Here is a 21,188-nt window from a genome sequence, read left to right as displayed (position 1 = left end):
CCGGACCGCCACCCCGGTGGTTCTCGCGTACGCGTTCGAGTCACCGACCGGGACCGGGCGGATCATCAGTGACTATCGGCGGGTCGCCCGGTACGGGGTGGACCGGTTTGATCGCCGACCGCCGGGCGCAGCGCGAGGCGCTGGACCTGGGCCCGTCCACCGACGACGTGATCCGCGACCGGGCAGAGCTGGCCGAGCAGATCCGGGCACTCGGTGAGCTGGTCGAGATGGCCGCCGCGTACGGCTACGACGTGAGCCGGCCCGCCGCCAACGGTGACCGAGTCCCTCGGCGGGACCGGCACCGACGGACGGACCCTGGTCACCCGGACCACGTTCCGCTACCTGCAGACGCTCTACAACCTGGGACCGGAGCCGGAGCCGAACCCTGACCGTGCTCTGGTCGCCCGCGCTGCCCGACGGGTTCAAGAAGTTCTGCGCCCAGGTGTCGCTGGACACCAGCGCCATCCAGTACGAGAACGACGACACGCTGCGGTCCTGGTGCGACGACGACACCGCGATCGCCTGCTGTGTGTCGGCGATGCGCCTCGGCCGGGACATGCAGCTTCTTGGGGCTAGGGCGAACCTGGCCAAGGCTCTGCTGTACGCGATCAACGGCGGCCGCGACGAGGTCACCGGCGAGCAGATCGCCCCGGTGAGTCAGCCGGTCGGCGGGGAGATCCTCGACTACGACGAGGTCCTCGCGGCGTTCGACCGGACGTTGGACTGGCTGGCCGCCACCTACGTCGCCGCGCTCAACATCGTCCACCACCTGCACGACCGGTACGCGTACGAACGGTTGCAGATGGCTCCGCACAACTACCCGGTGCACCGGTTCCCGGCCTGCGGGATCGCCGGCCTGTCGGTGGCCGCCGACAGCCTGTCGGCGATCCGGTACGCCCGGGTCGAGGTGCTGCGTGACGAGACCGGACTGGCGGTCGACTACGTGGTCGACGGCGACTACCCGGCCTTCGGCAACAGCGACGACCGGGTGGACGGAATTGCGGTCTGGCTGGTGGAGACGTCCATGGCGAAGCTGCCGTACGACTGCGCCCGCTACGGCATCTCGCTGACCACCACCGTGACCCTGCGGGCCTGGGGCGCACCCCGGCGGAACGGGTGGCGAACCTGGTCGGTGTGCTCGACGGCTACACCGACGCCGGCGGCTTCCACCTCAACGTCAACGTGTTGGACCGGGCCATGCTGGAGGACGCGATGGCGTACCCGGAGCGGTACCCGCAGCTGACCATCCGGGTCAGCGGGTACGCGGTGACTTCGTGCGGCTCTCACTGCCGAGCAGCAGCGCGACGTCATCTCCCGGACGTTCCACGGAGGGCTGTGGGGTTATCATCGGGGCGGTCCACTCGTACGACGTGTCGATCGGGGTGGACGGCCCCGGTACGCGGTTCGTCGCCTTCCTCGCCGGCTGTCCGTTGCGCTGCCAGTTCTGCCACAGCCCGGACACCTGGTTCCGGCGGGCCGGCACCCCGACCGCCGACGACGCACTGGTCGCGCAGGTACTGCGCTACCAGCGGTTCATCTCGGTCGCCGGTGGCGGGGTGACGCTCAGCGGCGGGGAGCCGCTGACGCAGCCGGACTTCGTCCGCGCGGTGCTGCGCCGGTGCCACGACACCGGACTGCACACCGCGCTGGACACCTCCGGGTTCCCCGGCGCCCGCGCTGACGACGCGCTGCTGGACGCCACGGACCTGGTGCTGCTGGACATCAAGTCGTCCGATCCGCTGACCTACCGCCGGGTGACCCGCACCGGGCGGCTCGACCCTACGCTGCGGTTCGCCCGGCGGCTGGCCGGGCACAAGTACGCCGAGCTGGATGTGGAGTTTCCGCTGGCGGCGACGGCACCGCTGGACGACGCACTGCTGGACCGGGTCCGGGGGCAGTTCCGCGACCACGGGCTCACCGGCTACCGACCTGGTCGCCGTAGGCCGCGGCGACCGGGCGGTCGGCCCGCCACGCCGGCGACCAGCGGAACCGGTGGGTGCCGCCACGCCAGCCGCCGCCGGCCACCGACCTGACTGGTGCGGCGGCCAGTTCGGCGGCGATCTGCCGGACCTGGCGGTACCCGGTAGCCATCAGGAAGGCCGACGCCCGGCCGTAGCTCTTGATGCCGACGACGAAGTAGCCCGGCTCGGGATGGCGCAGCTCGTCGATTCCGGGTGCCGGCGCTGACCAACCCCGGGCCGGCCCGGGGTCGAGCAGGGTGGCCAGGCCACGGCTGGTACCGAGCACCGGGTCCAGGTCGAGGCGGAGCTCGCTGGCGAGCCGGTGGTCGGCACGGAACCCGGTGGCGACCACCACCCGGTCGGCGACGACGGTCCGCCCGTCGCGGCTGGACAGCCGGACCGGGCCGAGGTCGGACAGCTGCTCCACCCGGTGCGTGACGAATCCGGTCTCCAGGGCGATCCGACCGACGTCGACCAGTTGGCGCAGCCGGGTGCCGATCGCCCCGCGTGCCGGCAACGCGTCGGCGGCACCCGGGGCGAAGATCGGATCGGCGGTGACCCGACGGACCGCCCAGGTGATCCGGGTGCCAGGCTGCTGGTCGGCCAGCTCGATCAGGTCGAGCAGGGTGTTGGCCGCCGAGTGTCCGGCGCCCACCACGACGGTGTGCCGGCCGGCATGTGCCGCCCGGTCGACGCCGAGCACATCGGGCAGGGCAAAGTCGAGATGTGCGGCTGCGGCCGGCTCGCCGAGCGCCGGCAGGCCCTCGCCACCCAGATGGTTGGGGGTGTCCCAGGTCCCCGACGCGTCAACGACGGCGCGGGCGAGCTGTTCGGTGCCATCGGCCAGGCGGGCCACGAACGGCGCGTCGACGCGTCCGGGGCCGCGCAGCCGGTCGACGCCGAGCCGGGTGATCCCGGTGACCCGGGTGCCGTAGCGGATCCGGTCGGCCAGCACTGGCAGCTTCGCCAGCGGCAGCAGGTACTCCTCGATCAGTTCGGCCCCGGTCGGGTGGTGCCCGGGTTCGGGTACCGACCAGCCGGCGGCGTCGAGCAGTCGGCCGGCAACCGGGTCGATGTTGTCCCGCCAGCTGCTGAACAGCCGTACGTGCTGCCAGTTGCGGATCGCGGCACCGGCGGCGGCGCCCGCTTCCAGCACCAGCGACGGGACCCGGTGCCCGGCGAGGTGGGCGGCGGCGGCCAGTCCCACCGGGCCGGCGCCGATCACGACCACGGGCAGTTGCCGGGCGGCGTACTCGATGCTCATCTGTCTCCTGTCGACGTGGTGGCGGCCAGCCGCGACGGCAGCACGCAGCGGGGACGTCCGTGAGCCGGCCCGTCACCCATCAGCTGAATCGATGCCTGTCGAGACAACGCATCATGCTGTACCGCGCCCCGAGCTCCGGCTAGGCGGACACGCTTCCAACGACCACCCCACCGCAGGCGTTCGCACACCGGGTCCGATTACCGACCGGTCACTTCGTCGCGACCATCACCCGTCGCGGTCAGCACAGCCACGACCAGCCCAGCCCGCTCCCGGCCGCAACCGTCTCGATGTCGATCTCGCCACGGCCCGGCACCGGGAAAGTTCAACGCCACCTGCCCGCTGTGCCGGACCCGGGGCGCCTGGTACGACAGCCGCTCCAGCCAGGGCCGGGGTAGGTCGGCCAGCAACGGGTGGGCGTCGAGCAGATCGATGGTCCGCCCTGGGCGACAGGGTCGGAGGTCCCGCCCGGGCGGGACGCAGGGCCCGTCGGGGTGCGGCGCAACGCCCCTGCCCAGGCGGACCGATCCGGACGAGAGTGGAACCGGGCGAGAGTGCAACCGAGTAAGGCACGACGTGCGGAAAGGGTGGTGGGCGACGATGAACGCCGGATGGGTCGGGAACGGGCGGCCCGGTCCGCTGATGGCGGCCTGTCTGGAGGCCGCCACCGCGGCACCATCGGTGCACGACACCCAGCCGTGGCGGTTCCGACCGCACCCGACCGGCGTCGAGGTCCTCGCCGACCGGCGCCGACAGGTCGGCCTGGTTGACCCGGCCGGCCGGGAGTTGACCATCAGCGTCGGCGCCGCCGTGCTCAACCTGCGGGTGGCGATGCTGGCCCACGGTCGGGTACCGGTGATGCGGTTGCTGCCCGAACCCGACGACCCGGACCTGCTTGCCCGGATCGCGGTCGGACCGCCGATCGAGACGGACAAGACGGTGCGGCTGCTCGCCCGGGCGGTAGCGCACCGGCGCACCAACCGACGCCCGTTCGCCGACCTGGCGGTACCCGGCGAGGTGCTCGGCGAACTCGTCGCCGCCGCCGGGACCGAGCACGGTCGGCTGGCCGTCGTCGACCCGACGATGCGCTCGTCGGTTCTGACGCTGATCGGCACCGCCGAGGACCGCCGCCGGGTCGACCCGGCGTACTGGGCGGAGCTGGAACGGTGGACCCGGGACCGACCGGGCCGGCTCGACGGCGTACCGCCGCAGGCCTTCGGGCCCTGGCCGGTCCCCCGCACCGTGCCGGTGCGCGACTTCGGACTGGTCTGGCCGGCCCCACGACGGCGGGTCGCCGCGTTCGAGGAGGACCCGGTCCTCGCCGTGCTGTACACCGTCGGCGACAGTCCGCAGGACCGGTTGCGGGCCGGGCAGGCGCTGCAGCGGGTGCTGCTCACCGCGACGGTACGCGGCCTGGCGCCCAGGCGGTCGACGCGGTGGGGGTGGCCGGTGCCGGTTGACACGCGACCGATTGTCACCACGGTCGCCGAGTACACCGTGGACGGGGTCGGCTACCGGCCGACCGGGGCGGATCGTCCACCACAGCGCCGACGGTGTGCCGGTCCGTGTCGCCCCGGACGACCTTCGGCAGCTGGCCCGGGCCGGGCTGCTGCGCAACGACGCGGAGCTGACCGCGCCGGACCGGGACGGCGACGCCGCAGACCGCGGCACGCGGCACGCCGGCCTGCTCACCGAGGTGCTCACCACCGGCGCCTTGATCACAGCGGTCACCCTGGCGACCGGTGTCGCCGCATACCACGCGGGTCGGCCTGGCAGGCGATGGTGTTTCGTCACCCTCGGGCCGACCAGTTGGGCGTCGCGCTCGCGGTCCGGGCCCACCCGGGGCACGGCGACGGAAGGCATCCAACGGGGTGCGGCGGCGGCCGGCGGACCCGGCGTTGGTTATCGCGGTGGCCGGGGCGGGTCTGCTGCAACTCGCCGGGGTCTACCTCGGCCCGCTGCGCACGCTGCTCGGCACCGAGCCGCTGGCGCTGACCGAGTTGGCGGCATGTGCCGCTGTCGCCTGCGCTGCCCGCACTGGTGTTACATCTGTCCCGGAGCGGGAACGGACGTGGTTCGGGTCCGGATTCCCCGCGTCCCGTCGGTCGTGATCCGGCGGCGTAGCAGACCCTGACCAGGAGGCAGCAGATGGACGAGGCGACCACCAAGGGGACCAGCACCGGGACCGGCGTCGACACGGCGGTGACCGACGCCGCGACCGTCGCCCGGCCGTTGGCCGCCGTACTGGCCGAGGCCGCGGCAGCCGCCGGCTACGCGCCGTCGGTGCACAACACCCAGCCCTGGCACTGGCGGGTTCGGCCGGACAGTCTGGAGTTGCGCGCTGCCCGGGATCGGCAGTTGCCGGCCACCGATCCGGACCGCCGGTTGCTGATCCTCAGCTGCGGTGCCGCGCTGCACCACGCGAGGATCGCACTCGCCGCCCAGGGTTGGACGGCCCAGGTGCAGCGGTTGCCGGACCCGGCCGAGGAGGATCTGCTGGCGGTACTGCGACCCACCGAACGGATCGCGATCCAGCCCGACAGCGTCCGGATGTTCCAGGCGATGCGGGTGCGCCACACCGACCGCCGGCCGGTCAGCGACGAGCCGCTGCCCGTCGCGGCGGTCACCGCGATCACCGCCGCCGCCGGAGCCGGCGTCCAACTGCAGATCCTCTCCTCCGACCAGGTGATGCTGCTCGCCGCAGCGGCCAGCCGGGCAGAGGAGGTCGAGTCGGAGGATCCGCAGATCCGCAGCGAGCTCGACTACTGGACCGGGCTGGGCACCCCGCCCGGCACCGGACTGCCCGACGAGGTCCTGCCGGAACGCGCCGCGCAGACCACGGTGCCCGGACGCGACTTCGGCCGGTCCGGCACCCTGCCGGTCGGCGGCGGGCACGACCGGGCTGCCGTCTACGCCCTGCTCTTCGGTGCCGACGACGAACCGACGTCCTGGCTGGCCGCCGGTGAGGCGCTCTCGTCGGCCTGGCTGACCGCGACCGAGCTGGGCATTTCGATGGTGCCGCTGAGCGGGGCGGTCGAGGTGGCCGCCACCCGGCAGACCTTGCGGCACATCCTCGCCGGGCTCGGCTACCCGTACCTGGTGCTCCGGCTCGGCATCGCCAGCCCGGACCACGCCGGCCCACCGCACCCGCCGAGGATGCCGGCGGCTCAGCTGGTGGACACCAGTGCGGTGGACACCGCGAGACCCGACGCCACCGACCCCGAGGAGGGCCGATGAATCCCGACGGACCCGTACTGGTCGGTGTCGACGGTTCCGAGGCCGCAGCGCAGGCCGCCCGGCTGGCCGCCCGGGAGGCCGCGATGCGACGGCGCCCGCTGCGGATCGTGCATGCCTTCGTCTGGCCGGCGCTGCAGGCACCGATGGCGTTGGCACCAGCGGTGCCGCCGGAGGGCGAAGTCGAACGGTACACCCGGGAGATCGTTGACGAGGCCGCCCGGGCGGCGGCCGACGAAGCGCCGCAGCTCGAGATCGCCACCCAGGTGGTCGACGGGGCCGCCACCGTGGTCCTGCTCGCCGAGGCCCGCTCCGCCGCGCTGGTCGTCCTCGGCGACCACGGGTTCGGACCGATCTCCGGTGCGCTGATCGGCTCGGTCGCCTCCCAGGTTGCGACCCACGCCGACGGTCCGGTGCTGGTGGCCCGGGGCGACGGTGACCGCAACGGTCCGGTGATCGTCGGGGTGGACGGCTCCGAGCTGTCCGCACAGGCCGTCGAGTTCGCCGCCGAGGCGGCCGACCTGCGCGGGACGGAGCTGCTCGCGGTCCACACCTGGACCCATCCGCCGTCGATCGGACCGGGTGACATGCAACCGCTGGTCTACGACGCGGCGGCCCTGCAGGCAGAGGAGGAGGCGCTGCTCGCCGAGTCGATGGCCGGGGTCCGCGAGCGGCATCCCGACCTGACCGTACGGCAGTTGTCGGTCCAGGGCCGGGCGACCAAGGTGCTGACCGAGGAGTCGGCCCGGGGTCAGCTGCTGGTGGTCGGCGCCCGTGGGCGGGGCGGCTTCACCGGGCTGCTGCTCGGCTCGGTGAGCAACGCCCTGCTGTACCGCAGTCAGTGTCCGCTGGTCGTGGTCAGGCCGGCCCGGCATTGAGTGTGGGCCGGCCCGGCGGACGGCGAGCCGAGCCGGGCCGGCGACGGGCCGGTTAGCATCGTCGCTGTGAGCGCCGCGAACCCCCCGCCGGACGAGCATCGCGACGCGCCGTCGCTCGGGCTGACCCCACTGTCCCGGGTCCGACTGGACCAGCTGCTACACGAGATGCTCGACCGGGTCGGCGAGGTCGTCACCAGTCGGGAGCGGCTCCGTGCGTTGCTCGACGCGGTGGTCGGCATCGGCACCGACCTGGAGCTGCACAGCACCCTGCGGCGCATCGTCGAGGCGGCGTGCGGGTTGGCCGGAGCCCGGTACGGCGCCCTCGGGGTGATCGGCCCGGACCGCCAGCTGATCGACTTCGTCACCCACGGCATCGACCCGCAAACGCACGCGGCGATCGGTGACCTGCCGCACGGTCGGGGCGTTCTCGGCCTGCTCATCGACGATCCGGCACCGGTGCGGATGCCGGACATCACCAGGCACCCCCGGTCGTACGGGTTTCCGCCGCACCATCCACCGATGCACAGCTTCCTCGGGGTGCCGCTGCGCATCCGTGACCAGGTGTTCGGCAACCTGTACCTGGCCGAGAAGCAGGGTGCGGCCGAGTTCACCGAGGACGACGAGGAGATCGTGACGGCGCTGGCCGCCGCCGCCGGCGTGGCGATCGAGAACGCCCGGCTGTACGAGTTGGCCAACCGACGCGAACGTTGGCTGGCCGCCACCGCGGAGATCACCGGCGTACTGCTCGGCACGGTGCGCCGCACCGACGCGCTGACCCTGGTCGCCCGGCGGGCGCGTGAAGTGGCCGAGGCGGAGATGGTTCTGGTCCTGGTCAACGACGACGAGGCGGCACAGTTCACGGTCGAGGTGGTGGACGTACCGCAGGGGTCGACCTCCGGGCTGGTCGGCGCGGTGCTGCCGGCTGGTGAGACCAGCTTCGCCGGCGCGATCACCAGCGGTGAGCCGATCATGGTGGAGAGCCTGGCGAAGGCGGCACCGTGGCCGGTGCCGGTCACCGCCGGGCCGGCGGTGATCTCTCCGCTGACGGTCGCGGAGACACTGCACGGCGTGCTGGTGGTGGCGCACCGCGCGGACGCTGCCGGGCCGACAGACGGGGACGCGCCGCTGCTGGCCAGCTTCGCCGGCCAGGCGGCGCTGGCCATCGAGCGGGCCCGGGCGCAGGAGGAACGCGAGCTGCTGGTGGTGCTGGAGGACCGGGAACGGATCGCCCGCGACCTGCATGACGTGGTGATCCAGCGGCTGTTCGCCACCGGGCTGCAGTTGCAGAGCGCGATGCCGCTGTGCAGTGGCCGGCCGGAGATCGAAAAACGGATCAACACCGCCGTCGACGATCTGGACTCCACCATCCGGGACATCCGCCGGGCGATCTTCGAGCTGCGTACCCCGATGAGCGCGGCACTGCGTACCGAGTTGCGCGAGGCTGTCGACCTGGCCGCCGACGGGTTGGGCTTCCGGCCCGCCCTGCAGCTGGACGGGCCGGTGGACAGCGCCGTGCCGGACCAGGTCCGTCCGGACCTGCTGGCGGTGCTGCGAGAGGCGCTGTCCAACGTGGTACGGCATGCCCGGGCGAGTCAGGTGGCGGTACGGGTGTCGGCACTCGAAGGTGAACTCGCGCTGACGGTGACCGATGACGGGATCGGGGTGGACCCGGCCGCCGCCCGGGGTGGGCTGGTCAACATGCGAGAACGTGCCGAGCAGCGCGGCGGAGCCTTCTCGGTGGCCGCCGGGGATCCCCGCGGCACCATCCTTGCCTGGAAGGTCCCGTTGCGGGACTGATCTGACTCGGCATGGTCCGTTGCGGGACTGATCTGACTCGGCATGGTCCGTTGCGGGACTGATCTGACCGAGGGTCAGTGACGCGGGCCGAGCAGCCGGGTGGCCAGCACCGCCGCCTGGGTCCGCCGTTCCAGGCCGAGCTTGGCGAGCAGGCTGGAGACGTAGTTCTTGACGGTCTTCTCGGCGAGGAACATCTTGCCGGCGATCTCCCGGTTGGTCAGCCCTTCGGCGACGTACTCCAGGATCCGGCGTTCCTGCTCGGTGAGCGACTTCAGCTCGTGCGGCTCCTCGACGCCGCTGCGGATCCGCTCCAGCACCCGGCGAGTCACCGCCGGGTCGAGCAGCGACTGGCCGGCCGCCACCCGGCGCACCGCATCGACCAGGTCGGTGCCCCGGATCTGTTTGAGCACGTAGCCTGCGGCACCGGCCATGATCGCCGCGAAGAGCGCTTCGTCGTCCTCGTACGAGGTGAGGATGAGCCCGTTGATGGACGAGTCGACGGCCCGCACGTCGCGGCAGACGTCGATGCCGTTGCCGTCCGGCAGCCGAGCGTCGAGAATCGCCACGTCCGGTCGCAGCGCCGGGATGCGCCGGGCCGCCTCCTGCGCGGACCCGGACTCGCCGATCACCTCGATGTCGCCGCTGCTCTGCAGCAGGTCGGCGAGGCCACGGCGGACGACCTCATGGTCGTCGAGCAGGAAGACGCGGATCATCCCCTGTTTTTACCCTGTCGCGGGACGCGACGGCCAGGGACCAAAGTCCCGGGCACCGGGGCCGGCCGGGCCGGCCGGACCGGGTGCCGGTGGGGCGCGGCGGGCGGGACGGACGGGCCCGGTGCCCGGGAGGATCCGTGACGTACGACCCTGCCGGTGCCGGCCCGGACCGGGCACCGTGTAATCATGCTGACCACCACGTTCACCATGGCCCAGCTGCGTACCGCAGTGACCGCGGCGGTCCGCGCCCCGTCGCTGCACAACAGCCAGCCGTGGCGATTCCGGCTGGTCGAGGGCGCGATCGAGCTCCGGCTCGACCCGGACCGGCTGCTCACCTCCTGCGATCCGACCGGCTGGGCCGCCCGGATCGGCTGCGGGGCCGCCCTGTTCAACCTGCGGCTCGCCCTGGTCGCCGCCGGTACACCGGCCGAGGTCCGGCTCCGCCCCGAGCCGGCCGACCCGTGGCTGCTGGCCCGGCTGGTGCCCGGACCGCCGCGGCCGGTCACGCCGGCCGAGTCCCGGCTGTACGCCGCGGTACCACGCCGGCACAGCAACCGGCTGCCGTTGCGGCCGGACCCGGTGCCGCCGCCGGTGCGGCGGCGGCTGATCGAGGCGGCCCAGGCCGAGGGCGGCTGGCTGGAGCTGGTGGTCGGCTCAACCGCCGTCACCGCCGTCGCGGAGATCGCCACCAGCGCCAACCGGGTGCTCGACCGGGATCCCGGGTACCGGGCGGAAGTAGCGCGGTGGACCCGGCACTTCCCGGCACCGGACGGGGTGCCGGCGGCCGCCGGTGGACCGGTCGCGGAGCCGCACGACCTGCTTCCCCGGCGACCGTTCGGCGGTGCCCGTCGCACCCCTGGCCGCGATTTCGAGTCCGAACCGCTGGTGGCGGTGCTCGGCGCGACCGGCAACACGCCGAGCGACCAGCTGACCGCCGGGCAGGCGCTGCAGCGGGTGCTGTTGGCAGCCACCGACGCTGGCCTGGCGGCATCGATGCTGTCCCAGCCGATCGAGGTCGCCCAGGCCCGCGAGCAGCTCCGGCTGGCGCTCGGGCGGTTCGGAACACCACAAATGGTCATCAGGATCGGATACGGTCAGCCCGGCCGACCGACGCCACGTCGGAATCCGGCCGACGTGATCGACACGGTCCGGGAGGAACGATGAGTGACCCGATCGTCGCAGGGGTGGACGGATCACCGGCCAGCCTGTGCGCCGCCCGACACGCCGCCGAGGCCGCGGTCCGGCACGGCGCGCCGTTGGTGCTGGTCCACGGCTATCTGCACGCCTTCGGGTACGGCATCCCGATCAATCCGTACGACGGCGAACTGCCCGGGCCGAACGAGGAAGGTGAGCGGATGCTCGCCGAGACCGCCGCGCAGTTGCGCGCCGAGCGGCCCGGCATCACGGTGCAGACCCGGCAGGTGGCGGCCGGCGGGGCACCGACGTTGATTGAGGAGTCCCGGCACGCGGAGCTCGTGGTGGTCGGCAGTCGGGGCCTCGGCGGTTTCACCGGACTACTGCTCGGCTCGGTCAGTTCACAGGTGGCCGGGCACGCGCACTCCCCGGTGCTGGTGGTCCGACCACCGGACGCGCCGGTCGAGGCGGACGGTCCGGTGCTGGTCGGCGTCGACGGGTCGGCGCACGCGGAGCAGGCCCTGCACGCCGCAGCCGACGAAGCCGCCGCGCGCCAGGTCGGGCTGGCTGTACTCCACGTGTGGTGGCCGAGTCCGATGCGGGACAGCACCGAAGTCGCGGCGCCGGCCGACAGTGCCCGCCGGGAGGCCGACGAACTGCTCGACGCCGCGGTCGCCGCCGTCCGTCAACGCCATCCGGACCTGCCCATCGAGCAGCGGCCGTTGGAAGGGGTCGAGGCGGACGCGGTGATGGTCGAGGCGAGCCGCAAGGCAGGTCTGGTGGTGGTCGGTTCCCGCGGTCGGGGTGGCTTCACCGGGCTGCTGCTCGGCTCGGTCAGCCAGACGCTGGTGCACCACGCGCACTGCCCGGTGCTGGTGGCCCGCCCGCATTCGCACCGCTGACCGGCCCGCCAACCGGGGCGGATGTCCCGGGCGCCCGGTCACACGGTGTAACGCAGGATCGCACCGATGCCGTCGGGCACCTGGTCGGCGAGCTTGTCCGGCACCACCACCAGCCGGGCGCCGCCGGCGAGGGCGGCCCGCACGGCGGCGTCACCCAGCGGCACCTCGACGGGGTCCGTCACTCCGAAGACGGCCACCGCGCCGGCCGTGGCACCCACCTGGTCGGGCTGCGGACCGGCGTACGCCGAACGGGTCGTCAGCTGCGGACCGTCGACCAGCAGCAGCGTGTCGACCTGGCGGCGGGCCAGCGTCGCGAGGGTGTCCGACGCCCCACCGGCGGCCCGGTCGGCCTGGCCGATCTCCCGCCGGTACGCCGCCACGGCGGCGGCCACGTCCGCGTCGGCAAGGTCTTCCACCACGTCGACGGCCTGCTCGACCGCCGCGTCGGTGGTGTCGTAGGCGCCCTGCACCTCGTGCAGCAGTTCGGCGACCCGGGTCGGTGACTTGTCCCGCAGGAACTGCACCGCCCGGACGTCCCCGGTGACCACGACCGCCCGGGGGCGGACCTCGTCGACCAGTTCGGTGAGCCGCTCGGCCACCAGCGTCGCGTTGGCCTCCCACCGGTCCTCGGCCCGCTGCTGGTACCGCCGCTGGGACCAGCCACCCGGATGCGACCGGGTGATGTGCAACGTCTCCCCGGCGACCGACTCGGTCACCTCCACACCGTCCGGCTGCAGGGCGACGATCTCGGCGCCGACCCGGTCGGTCGCCACCACCAGCACGGGCAACTGCCGCTGCTCCCAGCGCAGCAGCGGCAGCAGGTGCGCGACCGGACCGTAGCTGGCGATTTCCCGCTCCGGTGGTTCCGGCAGTTGGCGTACCAGCCGCACCCGGTCGGCGTCGGCGACCACCACCAGGGTGTCGCCGTCGGGATGGGCCCGCCCGGTCAGCCCACCGATCACGTCGAGCAGGTGGTCGGGCGCGCCTGCCTCGGCCAACCGCCGACGGGCCGCCCGCCACCGCAGTTGCACCTGCTCGGGGGTGTCTGGGGCCCGGCCGCTGGTGTCCAGGTAGAGCGACACGAACGGGCCGGGGGCGGTGGCCAGGTCGGCAAGGGCGGTATGGGTCATGGTCGAAGTCACCGTTGGTCCTTCCCTTCGTCGTACGGGTCGGTCAGGTCGTGACTTCGCGGTACCCGGTCGCCGGCCCGGCTACTCCCCCGCCGCGCCGCCGGCGACCGTGAGTGACCGACGGGTCAGTGCCCGCGGGGTCAGTGCCCGCGGCCGAACACATCGACCAGACCCCAGCGGCCGGAAATGTCCAGCACCTCGATCCGGCCGATGTCGCGCGGTAGGTGCGGGCGGACGATCAGGTGTTCACCCTTGGGGTCCAGGCCGAGCATCGAGCGCAGGAACATCAGTACCGCCCCGGCCGACCAGGCGTGCGGGCTGCAGGCAGCTGGAAACTGCACCGGGTACTTGGTCAACGCCCGGTCGTATCCGGTGAACGCGCCGGGCAGCCGGCCGTCGAAGAACTGTGCGGCCTCGATCATGGCTCCGGCGACCTTGGCCGCCTCCTCGTCGAAGCCGTAGCGACGCATCCCGCATGCGATGAGCGCGTTGTCGAACGGCCAGATCGTGCCGTTGTGGTAGCCGACCGGGCTGTACCGCCCGTCGCCCTCGGCGAGGGTACGAATGCCCCAACCGGAGAACAATCGCCGGCTCATCAGGTGGTCGACGACGTGCCGGGCCTTGTCCCGATCGGCGATGCCGCTCCACAGCAGGTGCCCCATGTTCGAGGCGCAGGCGTCGATCAGGTTGCCGTCGGCGTCCATGCCGAGCGCGTAGTACCTGCCGTCGGGAATCCAGAATTCCTGGTTGAATCGACGCTTGAGCTCGGCTGCCTCGCGTTCCAGTCGGTCGGCGTACGCCGCGTCGCCCCAGAACCGGCGGGCCAGCCGGGCGCCGCGCCGTTTCGCGTCGTAGGCGTAGCCCTGCAGTTCGCAGGTTGCCCGGGGGCCGACCGGCAGCCGGCCGTCGCTGTAGGAGATGGCGTCGGCAGAGTCCTTCCACCCCTGGTTCTGCACCCCGAGGCGTTCGTTGCGGCAGGCGTACCAGATGTATCCGTCGCCCATGATGTCGCCGTACGCGTCGATCCAGTCCAGGGCGAGCCGGGTGTGGAACTCGAGTTCCCGGACCAGGTCCGTGTCGCCGGTCCACCGTTCGTACTCGTCGAGCAGGACCACGAACAGCGGGGTGGTGTCGGCGCCGCCGTAGTAGGGGCAGGCGGCGATTTCCTCGTAGCCGGCGCGTTCGCCGTACCGGAACTCCTGCAGAATCTTGCCTGGTTCCTCCTCGGCGAAGTCGTCGAGCCGGCTGCCCTGCGCGTCGGCGAGGGTGTGCAGCACACCGGGAGTGAGCTGCGGGGCGAAGGGCAGTGCCTGCAGACAGGTGATCAGCCCGTCCCGGCCGAAGTTGCCCATCAGCCAGGGCAGCCCGGCGGCGAAGATCATCTCGCCACGGGTGTTGCCCCGGAACCGCAGTGCGGCAAGGTCGGTGAGGCTACGGCGGTACGCCTGGTCGAGGCTCGCCGAGTCGCAGGTGAGGGTCGGCGCGTCGGCCAGCCATTCGTCGAGCGCCTTGCCCAGCTCCACCTTGGCAGGGGTGTCATAGGTGGGCACCGCCTCCCGGATGTCCCGTCCTTCGGCTCCCCGGCTCCAGAGCACCACCTGGAAGGTGGTGTTCCAGGCGTCGTGCGGCCCCACCTGGATGTCGAAGGTCATGCCGTGATCGTCGATGGCGGCGTCGGCGCTGCTGGAGATCACGACCTCACGTCGCTGGTTGTCCCGCTGGTAGAGCAGACGCAGCGTGCCTTCCTCGACCGCGGCCGAGATCTTGCCCTTCTTCCGGACGTCGGCGATCTCGGTGATGTCTGCGAAGTCGGTGCCGATGTCGAGACGAATCCGTAGGTCTACCGGCACTTCCTGGTGGTTGAGGACGGTGAGCTGTTCCAGGAACAGGCCGCCGCCGACCGACCGCTGTCGGATCACCGAAAGGTTGGCGTCCACGTAGTGGGTCGGTTCGCCGGGTACCAGGAAGTACCGCGACTCGAAGTACTGCAGGTCGTCGACCGACAGGGCGGTCAGCCCTTCGCCGTTGACGGTGAGGTCCCAGGTGGAGAGGACCCGCGTGTCGAACGCGAAGAGTCCGGTCGGCAGTTCAGCCGACGGCAGGATGTCCCCCCGACCGTCGCTGATCATGAACATCATGCCGTCGAGGATGCTGGTGTAGCTCAGGTTCCTCACCGCGCTCTCCCCCAGCCCTCGGCCAACTGCCGGGGGTGACGGGCGCCGACCGTGTCGGGCAGCAGCCACTCGAAGGCCGGCACCTTGGTGAAATCGCCTTCGATGATGAACGCGAACCGGACGAACGCCGCAGCGAGCCGGTCCTCGCCGCGCAGCAGCCGCTCGAACAGTGCGCCGTCGATGACGGCGACGCAGTCCGCGTCGGCACCGGACTGTTCGGCCTGTACGCCGCCGGCGGCGAAGCGCAGCAGCCACTGCTCGGTGTGGTCGCGGTACCGCACGTCGAACCGCAGCGTGCCGTCGATAGTCGGCGGTATCCGGGGAGCGCGTTCGTCGAGACCGGCGAAGAAGGCCTCCGTGGTCGCTGACAATCCGCCACCTCCGTCGTCCGCTACTAAGCGAGCTTCCCGGCTGGGCCGCCGGGGTGCAGGCGGTTGCGCTGGGATTCACCCGGCCGGGTGCCGGACCGAGATCACCGCAGTCTGTTCGGGTCCGGGTTCCGGCCGGCGGACATGTTGACTTGATCGGCGCATATCAATATCCTGCGAGGAAAGCGCTTTCTCCTGCCACGGCAGACCTGCCGTGGTCCGTCCCCGGAGGTATCGCACAAGATGACCAGAAGCACCGCCGCCCCCGGCGGTATCCGCCAACGCCGACGGATGGCGATCCTCGCCGGCGCCACCGCCGCGATCACCGCCGCCGCCATCGGCGCGATCGGCGTCACCACCGCGTCGGCGGCCACCGTCGACACCAACGCCACCTACGTCTTCGTCAACCGGCACAGCAACAAGGCGATGGACGTCTACAACTGGGCCACCAACGACGGCGCCGAGATCCGCCAGTGGACCCGCAACGACCTTGCCGTCCAACAATGGCGGTTCGTCGACGCCGGCAGCGGTTACTACAAGATCCGCTCCGTGCACAGCGGCAAGTACCTCGAACTACCCGACGCCAACGACGGCACCCGGCTGGTGCAGAACTCCGACAACGGCACCACCCGCCAGCACTTCCGTCTCGCAGACTCCGACAGCGGATACGTCCGCTTCGTCAACCGGCACAGCAACAAGGTGATCGACGTCTGGGAGTGGTCCACCGCCGACGGCGGCTACCTCGCCGGGTACAGCGACCTCAACGGCTGGAACCAGCAGTGGCAGCTGAACACCGTCGGCGGCGGCAACCCGCCGCCCGGACCGGCGCCGACCGGCATGATCGGTTGGGCCACCCAGAACGGCGGCACCACCGGCGGCGGCAGCGCCAGCCCAGTCACCGTCACCAGTTCCTCGGCGTTGTCGTCGGCGATCAGCGGATCCGGTTCGGCCGTCATCCGGGTGTCCGGGACGATCAGTTGCTCCGGCATGCTCACCGTCGGTTCCAACAAGAGCATCCTCGGGGTCGGTTCCTCGGCCACCATCTCCGGCTGCGGCTTCAACCTGAACGGAAGCGACAACGTCATCATCCGCAACATCAACTTCCGCAACTGGAACGATGACGCGATCAACGTCCAGGAATCCGCCACCAACATCTGGGTCGACCACAACAGCTTCACCAACGGCTACGACGGTGCCGTCGACATCAAGCGCGGCTCCGACTTCATCACCGTCTCCTGGAACCGTATCTTTGGCCACGACAAGTCCATGCTGCTCGGCCACTCGGACAGCAACGCCGGGCAGGACGTCGGCCACCTGCGGGTCACGTACCACAACAACTGGTTTGACGGCTCGGGTACCCGGCACCCGCGAGTCCGGTTCGGCAACCCGGTACATGTGTTCAACAACTACTACTACAACAACGAGTACGGCGTCGCCTCCACCATGAACGCCGGTGTCCTCGTCGAGGGCAACTACTTTGAGAACGTCGACGGCCCCACGTACGTCGGCTACGCAGCCTCCGACCCGGGCACGCTGGTCCAGCGCAACAACTACTTCGTCAACTCTGGAACCCCGGAGTCGGCCGGTAGCGTGGCGAGTATCCCCTACTCCTACTCGCTGACCACCGCCAGCCAGGTCAAGTCAGTCGTCACCAACGGCGCCGGCACCGGCCGGATCGGCCTCTGACCGTTCGGCGGCAGGGACAGGCGGTCCGCACCACCGCCCGCCCCTGCCGCCGACGGCGACCATCCGGCACCCGGACGTCCGGTACACCAACAAGAACCCATGCCATTGACAGAAGTCGATCACGATGGCAGTCTCGAGACATCGCTTCGGAGCCTGACGTGCGCGCGGGGAGCAGGGCAACTCTCCATGGACGCGGCACGCGACGAGGGCCACGCGCACCTTCCGGGCAACACGTGCACGCAACCCCAGGTCACGCCGTCCACCGGCGCGTACCAACCACAGTTGGAGTTCGTCATGTCCCTATCCACCACCGCCGGTCGCCGACCGCTGGGGCTGTACGCCCTGGTCGTCGCCGTCGCCGCCGGGCTGCTGCTGACCACCGCACTGGCCAATGTCGCCTCGGCCCATGGATCAGTGCTCGATCCGGCCTCCCGCAACTACGGATGTCTCGACCGCTGGGGCGGGAACCACATGGCACCGGAGATGGCCACCGAGGATCCCATGTGCTATCAGGCATGGCAGGCCAACGCTGCCGCCATGTGGAACTGGAACGGCCTCTACCGCGAAGGCGTCGGCGGCAACCACCAGGGCGCCATCCCGAACGGCCAGCTCTGCAGCGGTGGACGCACCGAGGGCGGCCGCTACAACGCCATGGACGCCGTCGGCAACTGGCGGGCCAAGTCAATCAGCAACTCGTTCAGCGTCCGGCTGTTCGATCAAGCCAGCCACGGTGCCGACTACATCCGGGTGTACGTGACCCGGCAGGGCTTCAACCCGATCACCCAGGCACTGGGCTGGGGCAATCTGGAGCTCGTCGCCCAGATTGGCAACACGCCGGCGTCGCAGTGGCAGAGCGTGCCCAGCGGGGTGCAGATCGACATCCCGGCGACCGCGCCGGGGCGCACCGGCCGGCACATGGTTTACACCATCTGGCAGGCCAGCCATATGGACCAGTCCTACTACTTCTGCAGCGACGTGAACTTCGGCGGCACCAACCCGCCGCCGACCACCGCACCTCCGACCACGCCGCCGACGACCACCGCCCCGCCGACGAGCCCACCGCCGACCACGCCGCCGCCCAGTTCGGCCGGCTGCACCGCCACCTACAGCGTCGCCTCGACCTGGTCCGGTGGCTTCCAGGGCGACGTACGGGTGACCGCCGGCTCGTCGGCGATCAGTGGCTGGACGGTGACGCTGAACTACCCCAGTGGGCAGACCGTGCAGCAGGCGTGGAACGCCACCGTCTCGGCCAGCGGCTCGACGGTGACCGCCCGCAACGTCAGCTACAACGGCAGCCTCGCCGCCGGAGCCAGCACCAACTTCGGCTTCATCGGCTCGACCGCCGGCGGCACCCCGTCGGTGACCTGCGCGGCCTCCTGACCTGACGGTCAAACTGGCGACGGCGGTGTGGTGTCGCGGATCCGCGACACCACACCGCCGTCGCCGCATTCCCGGCAAGATCGACATCGGTCGAGGGAGGTTGACCACATTACACGTTGGAAACAGTAGGTAACACGGGCATGATTGTCTGCGACCGTCGGCGTCGATACAGTCGTAGCTTCCCGAGGCCGGGAAGCACCAGGTCACCGCCGGTCATCCGGACCAGCCATGTGCTCCGGAGTGGACCCGACCGCGCCGGAAGCCGGTAGCGCAGGGAGGATCAGCCATGCCAGGAGTCGTCCGCGCCGCCATCGTCCAGACCACCTGGACAGGCGACAAGGAATCCATGATCAAAGCGCACGAGGAGTACGTCCGGCAGGCCGCCGCCCAGGGCGCGAAGGTGATCTGCTTCCAGGAGTTGTTCTACGGGCCGTACTTCTGCCAGGTGCAGGAGAGCGAGTACTACGCCTACGCCGAGTCGATCCCCGGGCCGACCACCGAACGGTTCGCCGCCCTCGCCGCCGAGCACAACATGGTGATGGTGCTGCCGATGTACGAACGCGAGCAGGCCGGGCTCCTCTACAACACCGCCGCTGTGATCGATGCTGACGGCAGCTACCTGGGCAAGTTCCGCAAGACCCACATCCCCAACGTCAAGGGCTTCTGGGAGAAGTTCTACTTCCGCCCCGGCAACCTCGGCTACCCGGTCTTCGACACCGCCGTCGGGCGCATCGGCGTCTACATCTGCTACGACCGGCACTTCCCGGAAGGCTGGCGGGCGCTGGGCCTGGCCGGCGCGCAGATCGTGTTCAACCCGTCTGCGACCAGCCGCAGCCTGTCGTCGTACCTGTGGAAGCTGGAGCAGCCGGCGGCGGCCGTGGCCAACGAGTACTTCATCGCCGCGATCAACCGGGTCGGCGTCGAGGCCGACTACGGCGACAACGACTTCTACGGCACCTCCTACTTCGTCGACCCGGAAGGCAAGTTCGTCGGCGACACCGGGGACCCGTACCAGCCGGAGCTGATCGTCCGCGACCTCGACCTCGACCTGATCGAGACGGTCCGCAACCGGTGGGCCTTCTACCGCGACCGCCGCCCGGACGCCTACGGCGACCTGGTCCAGCCCTGACCGGCCCTGATCCGGCGGAAGGAACCACTCAGATGGCACTGCTGATCACCGGCGGCACCGTCGTCGGACCCACCGGTCCGTACGCCGCCGACGTGCTCGTCGACGGCGAGACGATCGCCGCGATCTTCGCCCCCGGCACCGGGCCGGCCGACGGCGTCGACGTCCTCGACGCCGGTGGCAAGTACGTCATCCCCGGCGGCGTCGATGTGCACACGCACATGGAACTGCCGTTCGGCGGCACGTTCGCCAGTGACACCTTCGACACCGGTACGAAGGCCGCCGCCTTCGGCGGCACCACCACGATCATCGACTTCGCGGTGCAGCGCGCCGGTGAGGTGGTCGGCGACGGACTGGCCGCCTGGCACGCCAAGGCGCAGGGCAACTGCCACATCGACTACGGCTTCCACATGATCATCGGCGGGGTGGACGACGAGTCACTCAAGGCGATGGACTCCCTGGTCGCCACCGAGGGGATCACCAGCTTCAAGCTGTTCATGGCGTACCCGGGGGTGTTCTACAGCGACGACGGGCAGATCCTGCGCGCGATGCAGAAGGCCCGCGACAACGGCGCCATGATCATGATGCACGCGGAGAACGGCATCGCGATCGACGTGCTGATCGGGCAGGCCCTGGCCCGGGGTGAGACCGACCCGATCCACCACGGGCTGACCCGCCCGGCCGCGTTGGAAGCCGAGGCGACCAGCCGGGCCATCGCGCTGGCCGGGGTCGCCGCCGACTGCCCGCTCTACATCGTGCACCTGTCCGCCAGCGAAGCCCTCGCCGCCGTCGCGTCCGCCCGCGACGCCGGCCGCAACGTCTTCGCCGAGACCTGCCCGCAGTACCTCTACCTGACCCTGGAGGACCAGCTCGGCGCGCCCGGCTTCGAAGGCGCCAAGTGGGTCTGCTCCACGCCGCTGCGCAGCAAGCACGAACCCCACCGCGCCGACCTGTGGCGTGGCCTGCGCACCAACGACCTGGCGGTGGTCTCCACCGACCACTGCCCGTTCTGCTTCAAGGACCAGAAGGAGCTCGGCCTCGGCGACTTCTCCAAGATCCCTAACGGGATCGGCGGCGTCGAACACCGGGTCGACCTGGTCTACCAGGGCGTCGTCGACGGCAAGCTGTCCCTGGCCCGCTGGGTGGAGACGATCGCCACCACCCCGGCCCGGATGTTCGGTCTCTACCCGCGCAAGGGCGTCATCGCCCCCGGATCCGACGCCGACATCGTCGTCTACGACCCGGCCGGGCGGACCACCATCTCGGCGGCCACCCACCACATGAACATGGACCACTCGGCGTACGAAGGGTTCGAGATCACCGGCAAGGTCGACACCGTGCTGTCGCGCGGCACCGTCCTGGTCAGCGGCGACGGCGCCTACCACGGCCGGGCCGGCCACGGCCGCTACCTGCGCCGCGGCCTGTCGGACTACCTGATCTGAAG

Annotated in this window: 17 protein-coding genes and 2 pseudogenes; 14 read left to right on the top strand and 5 right to left on the bottom strand. The window is 71.1% G+C overall.

Annotated features, from left to right (window positions below):
* Positions 1-107: 107 nt before the first annotated feature.
* The 4 genes and pseudogenes from O7621_RS29215 (at position 108) to O7621_RS16745 (ending at position 2,033) form a co-directional block, all read left to right on the top strand.
* Positions 108-389, top strand: a complete 282-nt coding sequence (locus O7621_RS29215; RefSeq protein ID WP_348775245.1) for a hypothetical protein — start codon at positions 108-110, stop codon at positions 387-389.
* 2 nt (positions 390-391) lie between these two features.
* Positions 392-976: pseudogene (locus O7621_RS16755) on the top strand (pyruvate formate lyase family protein); the annotation flags it as partial.
* 140 nt (positions 977-1,116) lie between these two features.
* Positions 1,117-1,212 (top strand): annotated as a pseudogene (locus O7621_RS29210) (glycine radical domain-containing protein); the annotation flags it as partial.
* Positions 1,213-1,274: 62 nt separating this feature from the next.
* On the top strand, positions 1,275-2,033 hold the full coding sequence (locus O7621_RS16745) for a radical SAM protein (RefSeq protein ID WP_348775244.1): 759 nt from the start codon (positions 1,275-1,277) through the stop codon (positions 2,031-2,033).
* Here O7621_RS16745 and O7621_RS16740 read toward each other — a convergent pair.
* A complete protein-coding gene (locus tag O7621_RS16740) occupies positions 1,915-3,225 on the bottom strand; it encodes an FAD-dependent oxidoreductase (RefSeq protein ID WP_282230126.1) in 1,311 nt (436 codons plus the stop codon). The two genes, O7621_RS16745 and O7621_RS16740, sit on opposite strands and share 119 nt — an antisense overlap.
* A gap of 597 nt (positions 3,226-3,822) precedes the next feature.
* On the opposite strand from O7621_RS16740, the gene O7621_RS16735 reads away from it, so the two are divergent.
* The 4 genes from O7621_RS16735 to O7621_RS16720 all read left to right on the top strand — a co-directional run bounded on the left by O7621_RS16735 (position 3,823) and on the right by O7621_RS16720 (position 9,131).
* Positions 3,823-5,217 (top strand): hypothetical protein, encoded by a 1,395-nt coding sequence (locus O7621_RS16735; RefSeq protein WP_282230125.1) that lies wholly within the window; start codon positions 3,823-3,825, stop codon positions 5,215-5,217.
* Between the two features lie 153 nt (positions 5,218-5,370).
* A complete protein-coding gene (locus O7621_RS16730) occupies positions 5,371-6,459 on the top strand; it encodes a nitroreductase (protein WP_282230124.1) in 1,089 nt (362 codons plus the stop codon).
* Entirely contained in the window at positions 6,456-7,334 is an 879-nt protein-coding gene (locus O7621_RS16725; RefSeq protein WP_282230123.1) for a universal stress protein, read from the top strand. The genes O7621_RS16730 and O7621_RS16725 overlap by 4 nt, the downstream gene beginning before the upstream one ends.
* A 165-nt stretch (positions 7,335-7,499) precedes the next feature.
* Positions 7,500-9,131, top strand: coding sequence for a GAF domain-containing protein (locus tag O7621_RS16720; protein WP_282234627.1), 1,632 nt, complete (start codon positions 7,500-7,502; stop codon positions 9,129-9,131).
* Positions 9,132-9,205: 74 nt separating this feature from the next.
* On the opposite strand, the gene O7621_RS16715 is transcribed toward O7621_RS16720, so the two are convergent.
* Positions 9,206-9,844, bottom strand: a complete 639-nt coding sequence (locus tag O7621_RS16715) for a response regulator transcription factor (protein WP_123600861.1) — start codon at positions 9,842-9,844, stop codon at positions 9,206-9,208.
* A 189-nt stretch (positions 9,845-10,033) separates the two neighbouring features.
* Here O7621_RS16715 and O7621_RS16710 point away from each other — a divergent pair, with 189 nt between their 5' ends.
* A complete protein-coding gene (locus O7621_RS16710; RefSeq protein WP_282234626.1) occupies positions 10,034-11,008 on the top strand; it encodes a nitroreductase family protein in 975 nt (324 codons plus the stop codon).
* Entirely contained in the window at positions 11,005-11,880 is an 876-nt protein-coding gene (locus O7621_RS16705) for a universal stress protein (RefSeq protein WP_282230122.1), read from the top strand. The genes O7621_RS16710 and O7621_RS16705 overlap by 4 nt, the downstream gene beginning before the upstream one ends.
* Before the next feature lie 38 nt (positions 11,881-11,918).
* Here the strand turns inward: O7621_RS16705 and O7621_RS16700 are convergent, their stop codons facing one another.
* From O7621_RS16700 to O7621_RS16690, 3 genes are all read right to left on the bottom strand, one after another.
* Complete coding sequence (locus O7621_RS16700; protein ID WP_282230121.1) at positions 11,919-13,010, bottom strand: Vms1/Ankzf1 family peptidyl-tRNA hydrolase; 1,092 nt, start codon at positions 13,008-13,010, stop codon at positions 11,919-11,921.
* Between the two features lie 140 nt (positions 13,011-13,150).
* Positions 13,151-15,148, bottom strand: coding sequence for a glycogen debranching N-terminal domain-containing protein (locus tag O7621_RS16695; RefSeq protein ID WP_282234625.1), 1,998 nt, complete (start codon positions 15,146-15,148; stop codon positions 13,151-13,153).
* 32 nt (positions 15,149-15,180) lie between these two features.
* Complete coding sequence (locus tag O7621_RS16690; protein ID WP_282230120.1) at positions 15,181-15,555, bottom strand: SCP2 sterol-binding domain-containing protein; 375 nt, start codon at positions 15,553-15,555, stop codon at positions 15,181-15,183.
* A gap of 288 nt (positions 15,556-15,843) precedes the next feature.
* On the opposite strand from O7621_RS16690, the gene O7621_RS16685 reads away from it, so the two are divergent.
* The 4 genes from O7621_RS16685 (at position 15,844) to hydA (ending at position 21,186) form a co-directional block, all read left to right on the top strand.
* Entirely contained in the window at positions 15,844-17,238 is a 1,395-nt protein-coding gene (locus O7621_RS16685; RefSeq protein WP_282234624.1) for an RICIN domain-containing protein, read from the top strand.
* 294 nt (positions 17,239-17,532) lie between these two features.
* Positions 17,533-18,618, top strand: coding sequence for a lytic polysaccharide monooxygenase (locus O7621_RS16680; RefSeq protein WP_282230119.1), 1,086 nt, complete (start codon positions 17,533-17,535; stop codon positions 18,616-18,618).
* Between the two features lie 286 nt (positions 18,619-18,904).
* Positions 18,905-19,747: a nitrilase-related carbon-nitrogen hydrolase gene (locus tag O7621_RS16675; protein ID WP_278168285.1), complete on the top strand. Its 843-nt coding sequence runs from the start codon at positions 18,905-18,907 to the stop codon at positions 19,745-19,747.
* A 32-nt stretch (positions 19,748-19,779) separates the two neighbouring features.
* Positions 19,780-21,186 (top strand): dihydropyrimidinase, encoded by a 1,407-nt coding sequence (gene hydA / locus O7621_RS16670; RefSeq protein WP_282230118.1) that lies wholly within the window; start codon positions 19,780-19,782, stop codon positions 21,184-21,186.
* Positions 21,187-21,188 lie beyond the last annotated feature (2 nt).

It is taken from the genome of Solwaraspora sp. WMMD937, assembly GCF_029581175.1.
Lineage (GTDB): Bacteria > Actinomycetota > Actinomycetes > Mycobacteriales > Micromonosporaceae > Micromonospora_E.
Note: the sequence above shows the minus strand (reverse complement) of the source record. Positions and strands in the feature narration are given on the sequence as shown.

Bases quoted from the DNA above. Each gene is read 5' to 3' on its own strand.
- O7621_RS16735 (WP_282230125.1), top strand. From the start codon at position 3,823: ATGAACGCCGGATGGGTCGGGAACGGGCGGCCCGGTCCGCTGATGGCG.
- O7621_RS16705 (WP_282230122.1), top strand. From the start codon at position 11,005: ATGAGTGACCCGATCGTCGCAGGGGTGGACGGATCACCGGCCAGCCTG.
- O7621_RS16720 (WP_282234627.1), top strand. From the start codon at position 7,500: ATGCTCGACCGGGTCGGCGAGGTCGTCACCAGTCGGGAGCGGCTCCGT.
- O7621_RS16685 (WP_282234624.1), top strand. From the start codon at position 15,844: ATGGCGATCCTCGCCGGCGCCACCGCCGCGATCACCGCCGCCGCCATC.
- O7621_RS16700 (WP_282230121.1), bottom strand. From the start codon at position 13,010: ATGACCCATACCGCCCTTGCCGACCTGGCCACCGCCCCCGGCCCGTTC.
- O7621_RS16725 (WP_282230123.1), top strand. From the start codon at position 6,456: ATGAATCCCGACGGACCCGTACTGGTCGGTGTCGACGGTTCCGAGGCC.
- O7621_RS16715 (WP_123600861.1), bottom strand. From the start codon at position 9,844: ATGATCCGCGTCTTCCTGCTCGACGACCATGAGGTCGTCCGCCGTGGC.
- O7621_RS16695 (WP_282234625.1), bottom strand. From the start codon at position 15,148: ATGATGTTCATGATCAGCGACGGTCGGGGGGACATCCTGCCGTCGGCT.
- O7621_RS16675 (WP_278168285.1), top strand. From the start codon at position 18,905: ATGCCAGGAGTCGTCCGCGCCGCCATCGTCCAGACCACCTGGACAGGC.
- O7621_RS16680 (WP_282230119.1), top strand. From the start codon at position 17,533: ATGTCCCTATCCACCACCGCCGGTCGCCGACCGCTGGGGCTGTACGCC.
- O7621_RS16740 (WP_282230126.1), bottom strand. From the start codon at position 3,225: ATGAGCATCGAGTACGCCGCCCGGCAACTGCCCGTGGTCGTGATCGGC.
- hydA (WP_282230118.1), top strand. From the start codon at position 19,780: ATGGCACTGCTGATCACCGGCGGCACCGTCGTCGGACCCACCGGTCCG.
- O7621_RS16730 (WP_282230124.1), top strand. From the start codon at position 5,371: ATGGACGAGGCGACCACCAAGGGGACCAGCACCGGGACCGGCGTCGAC.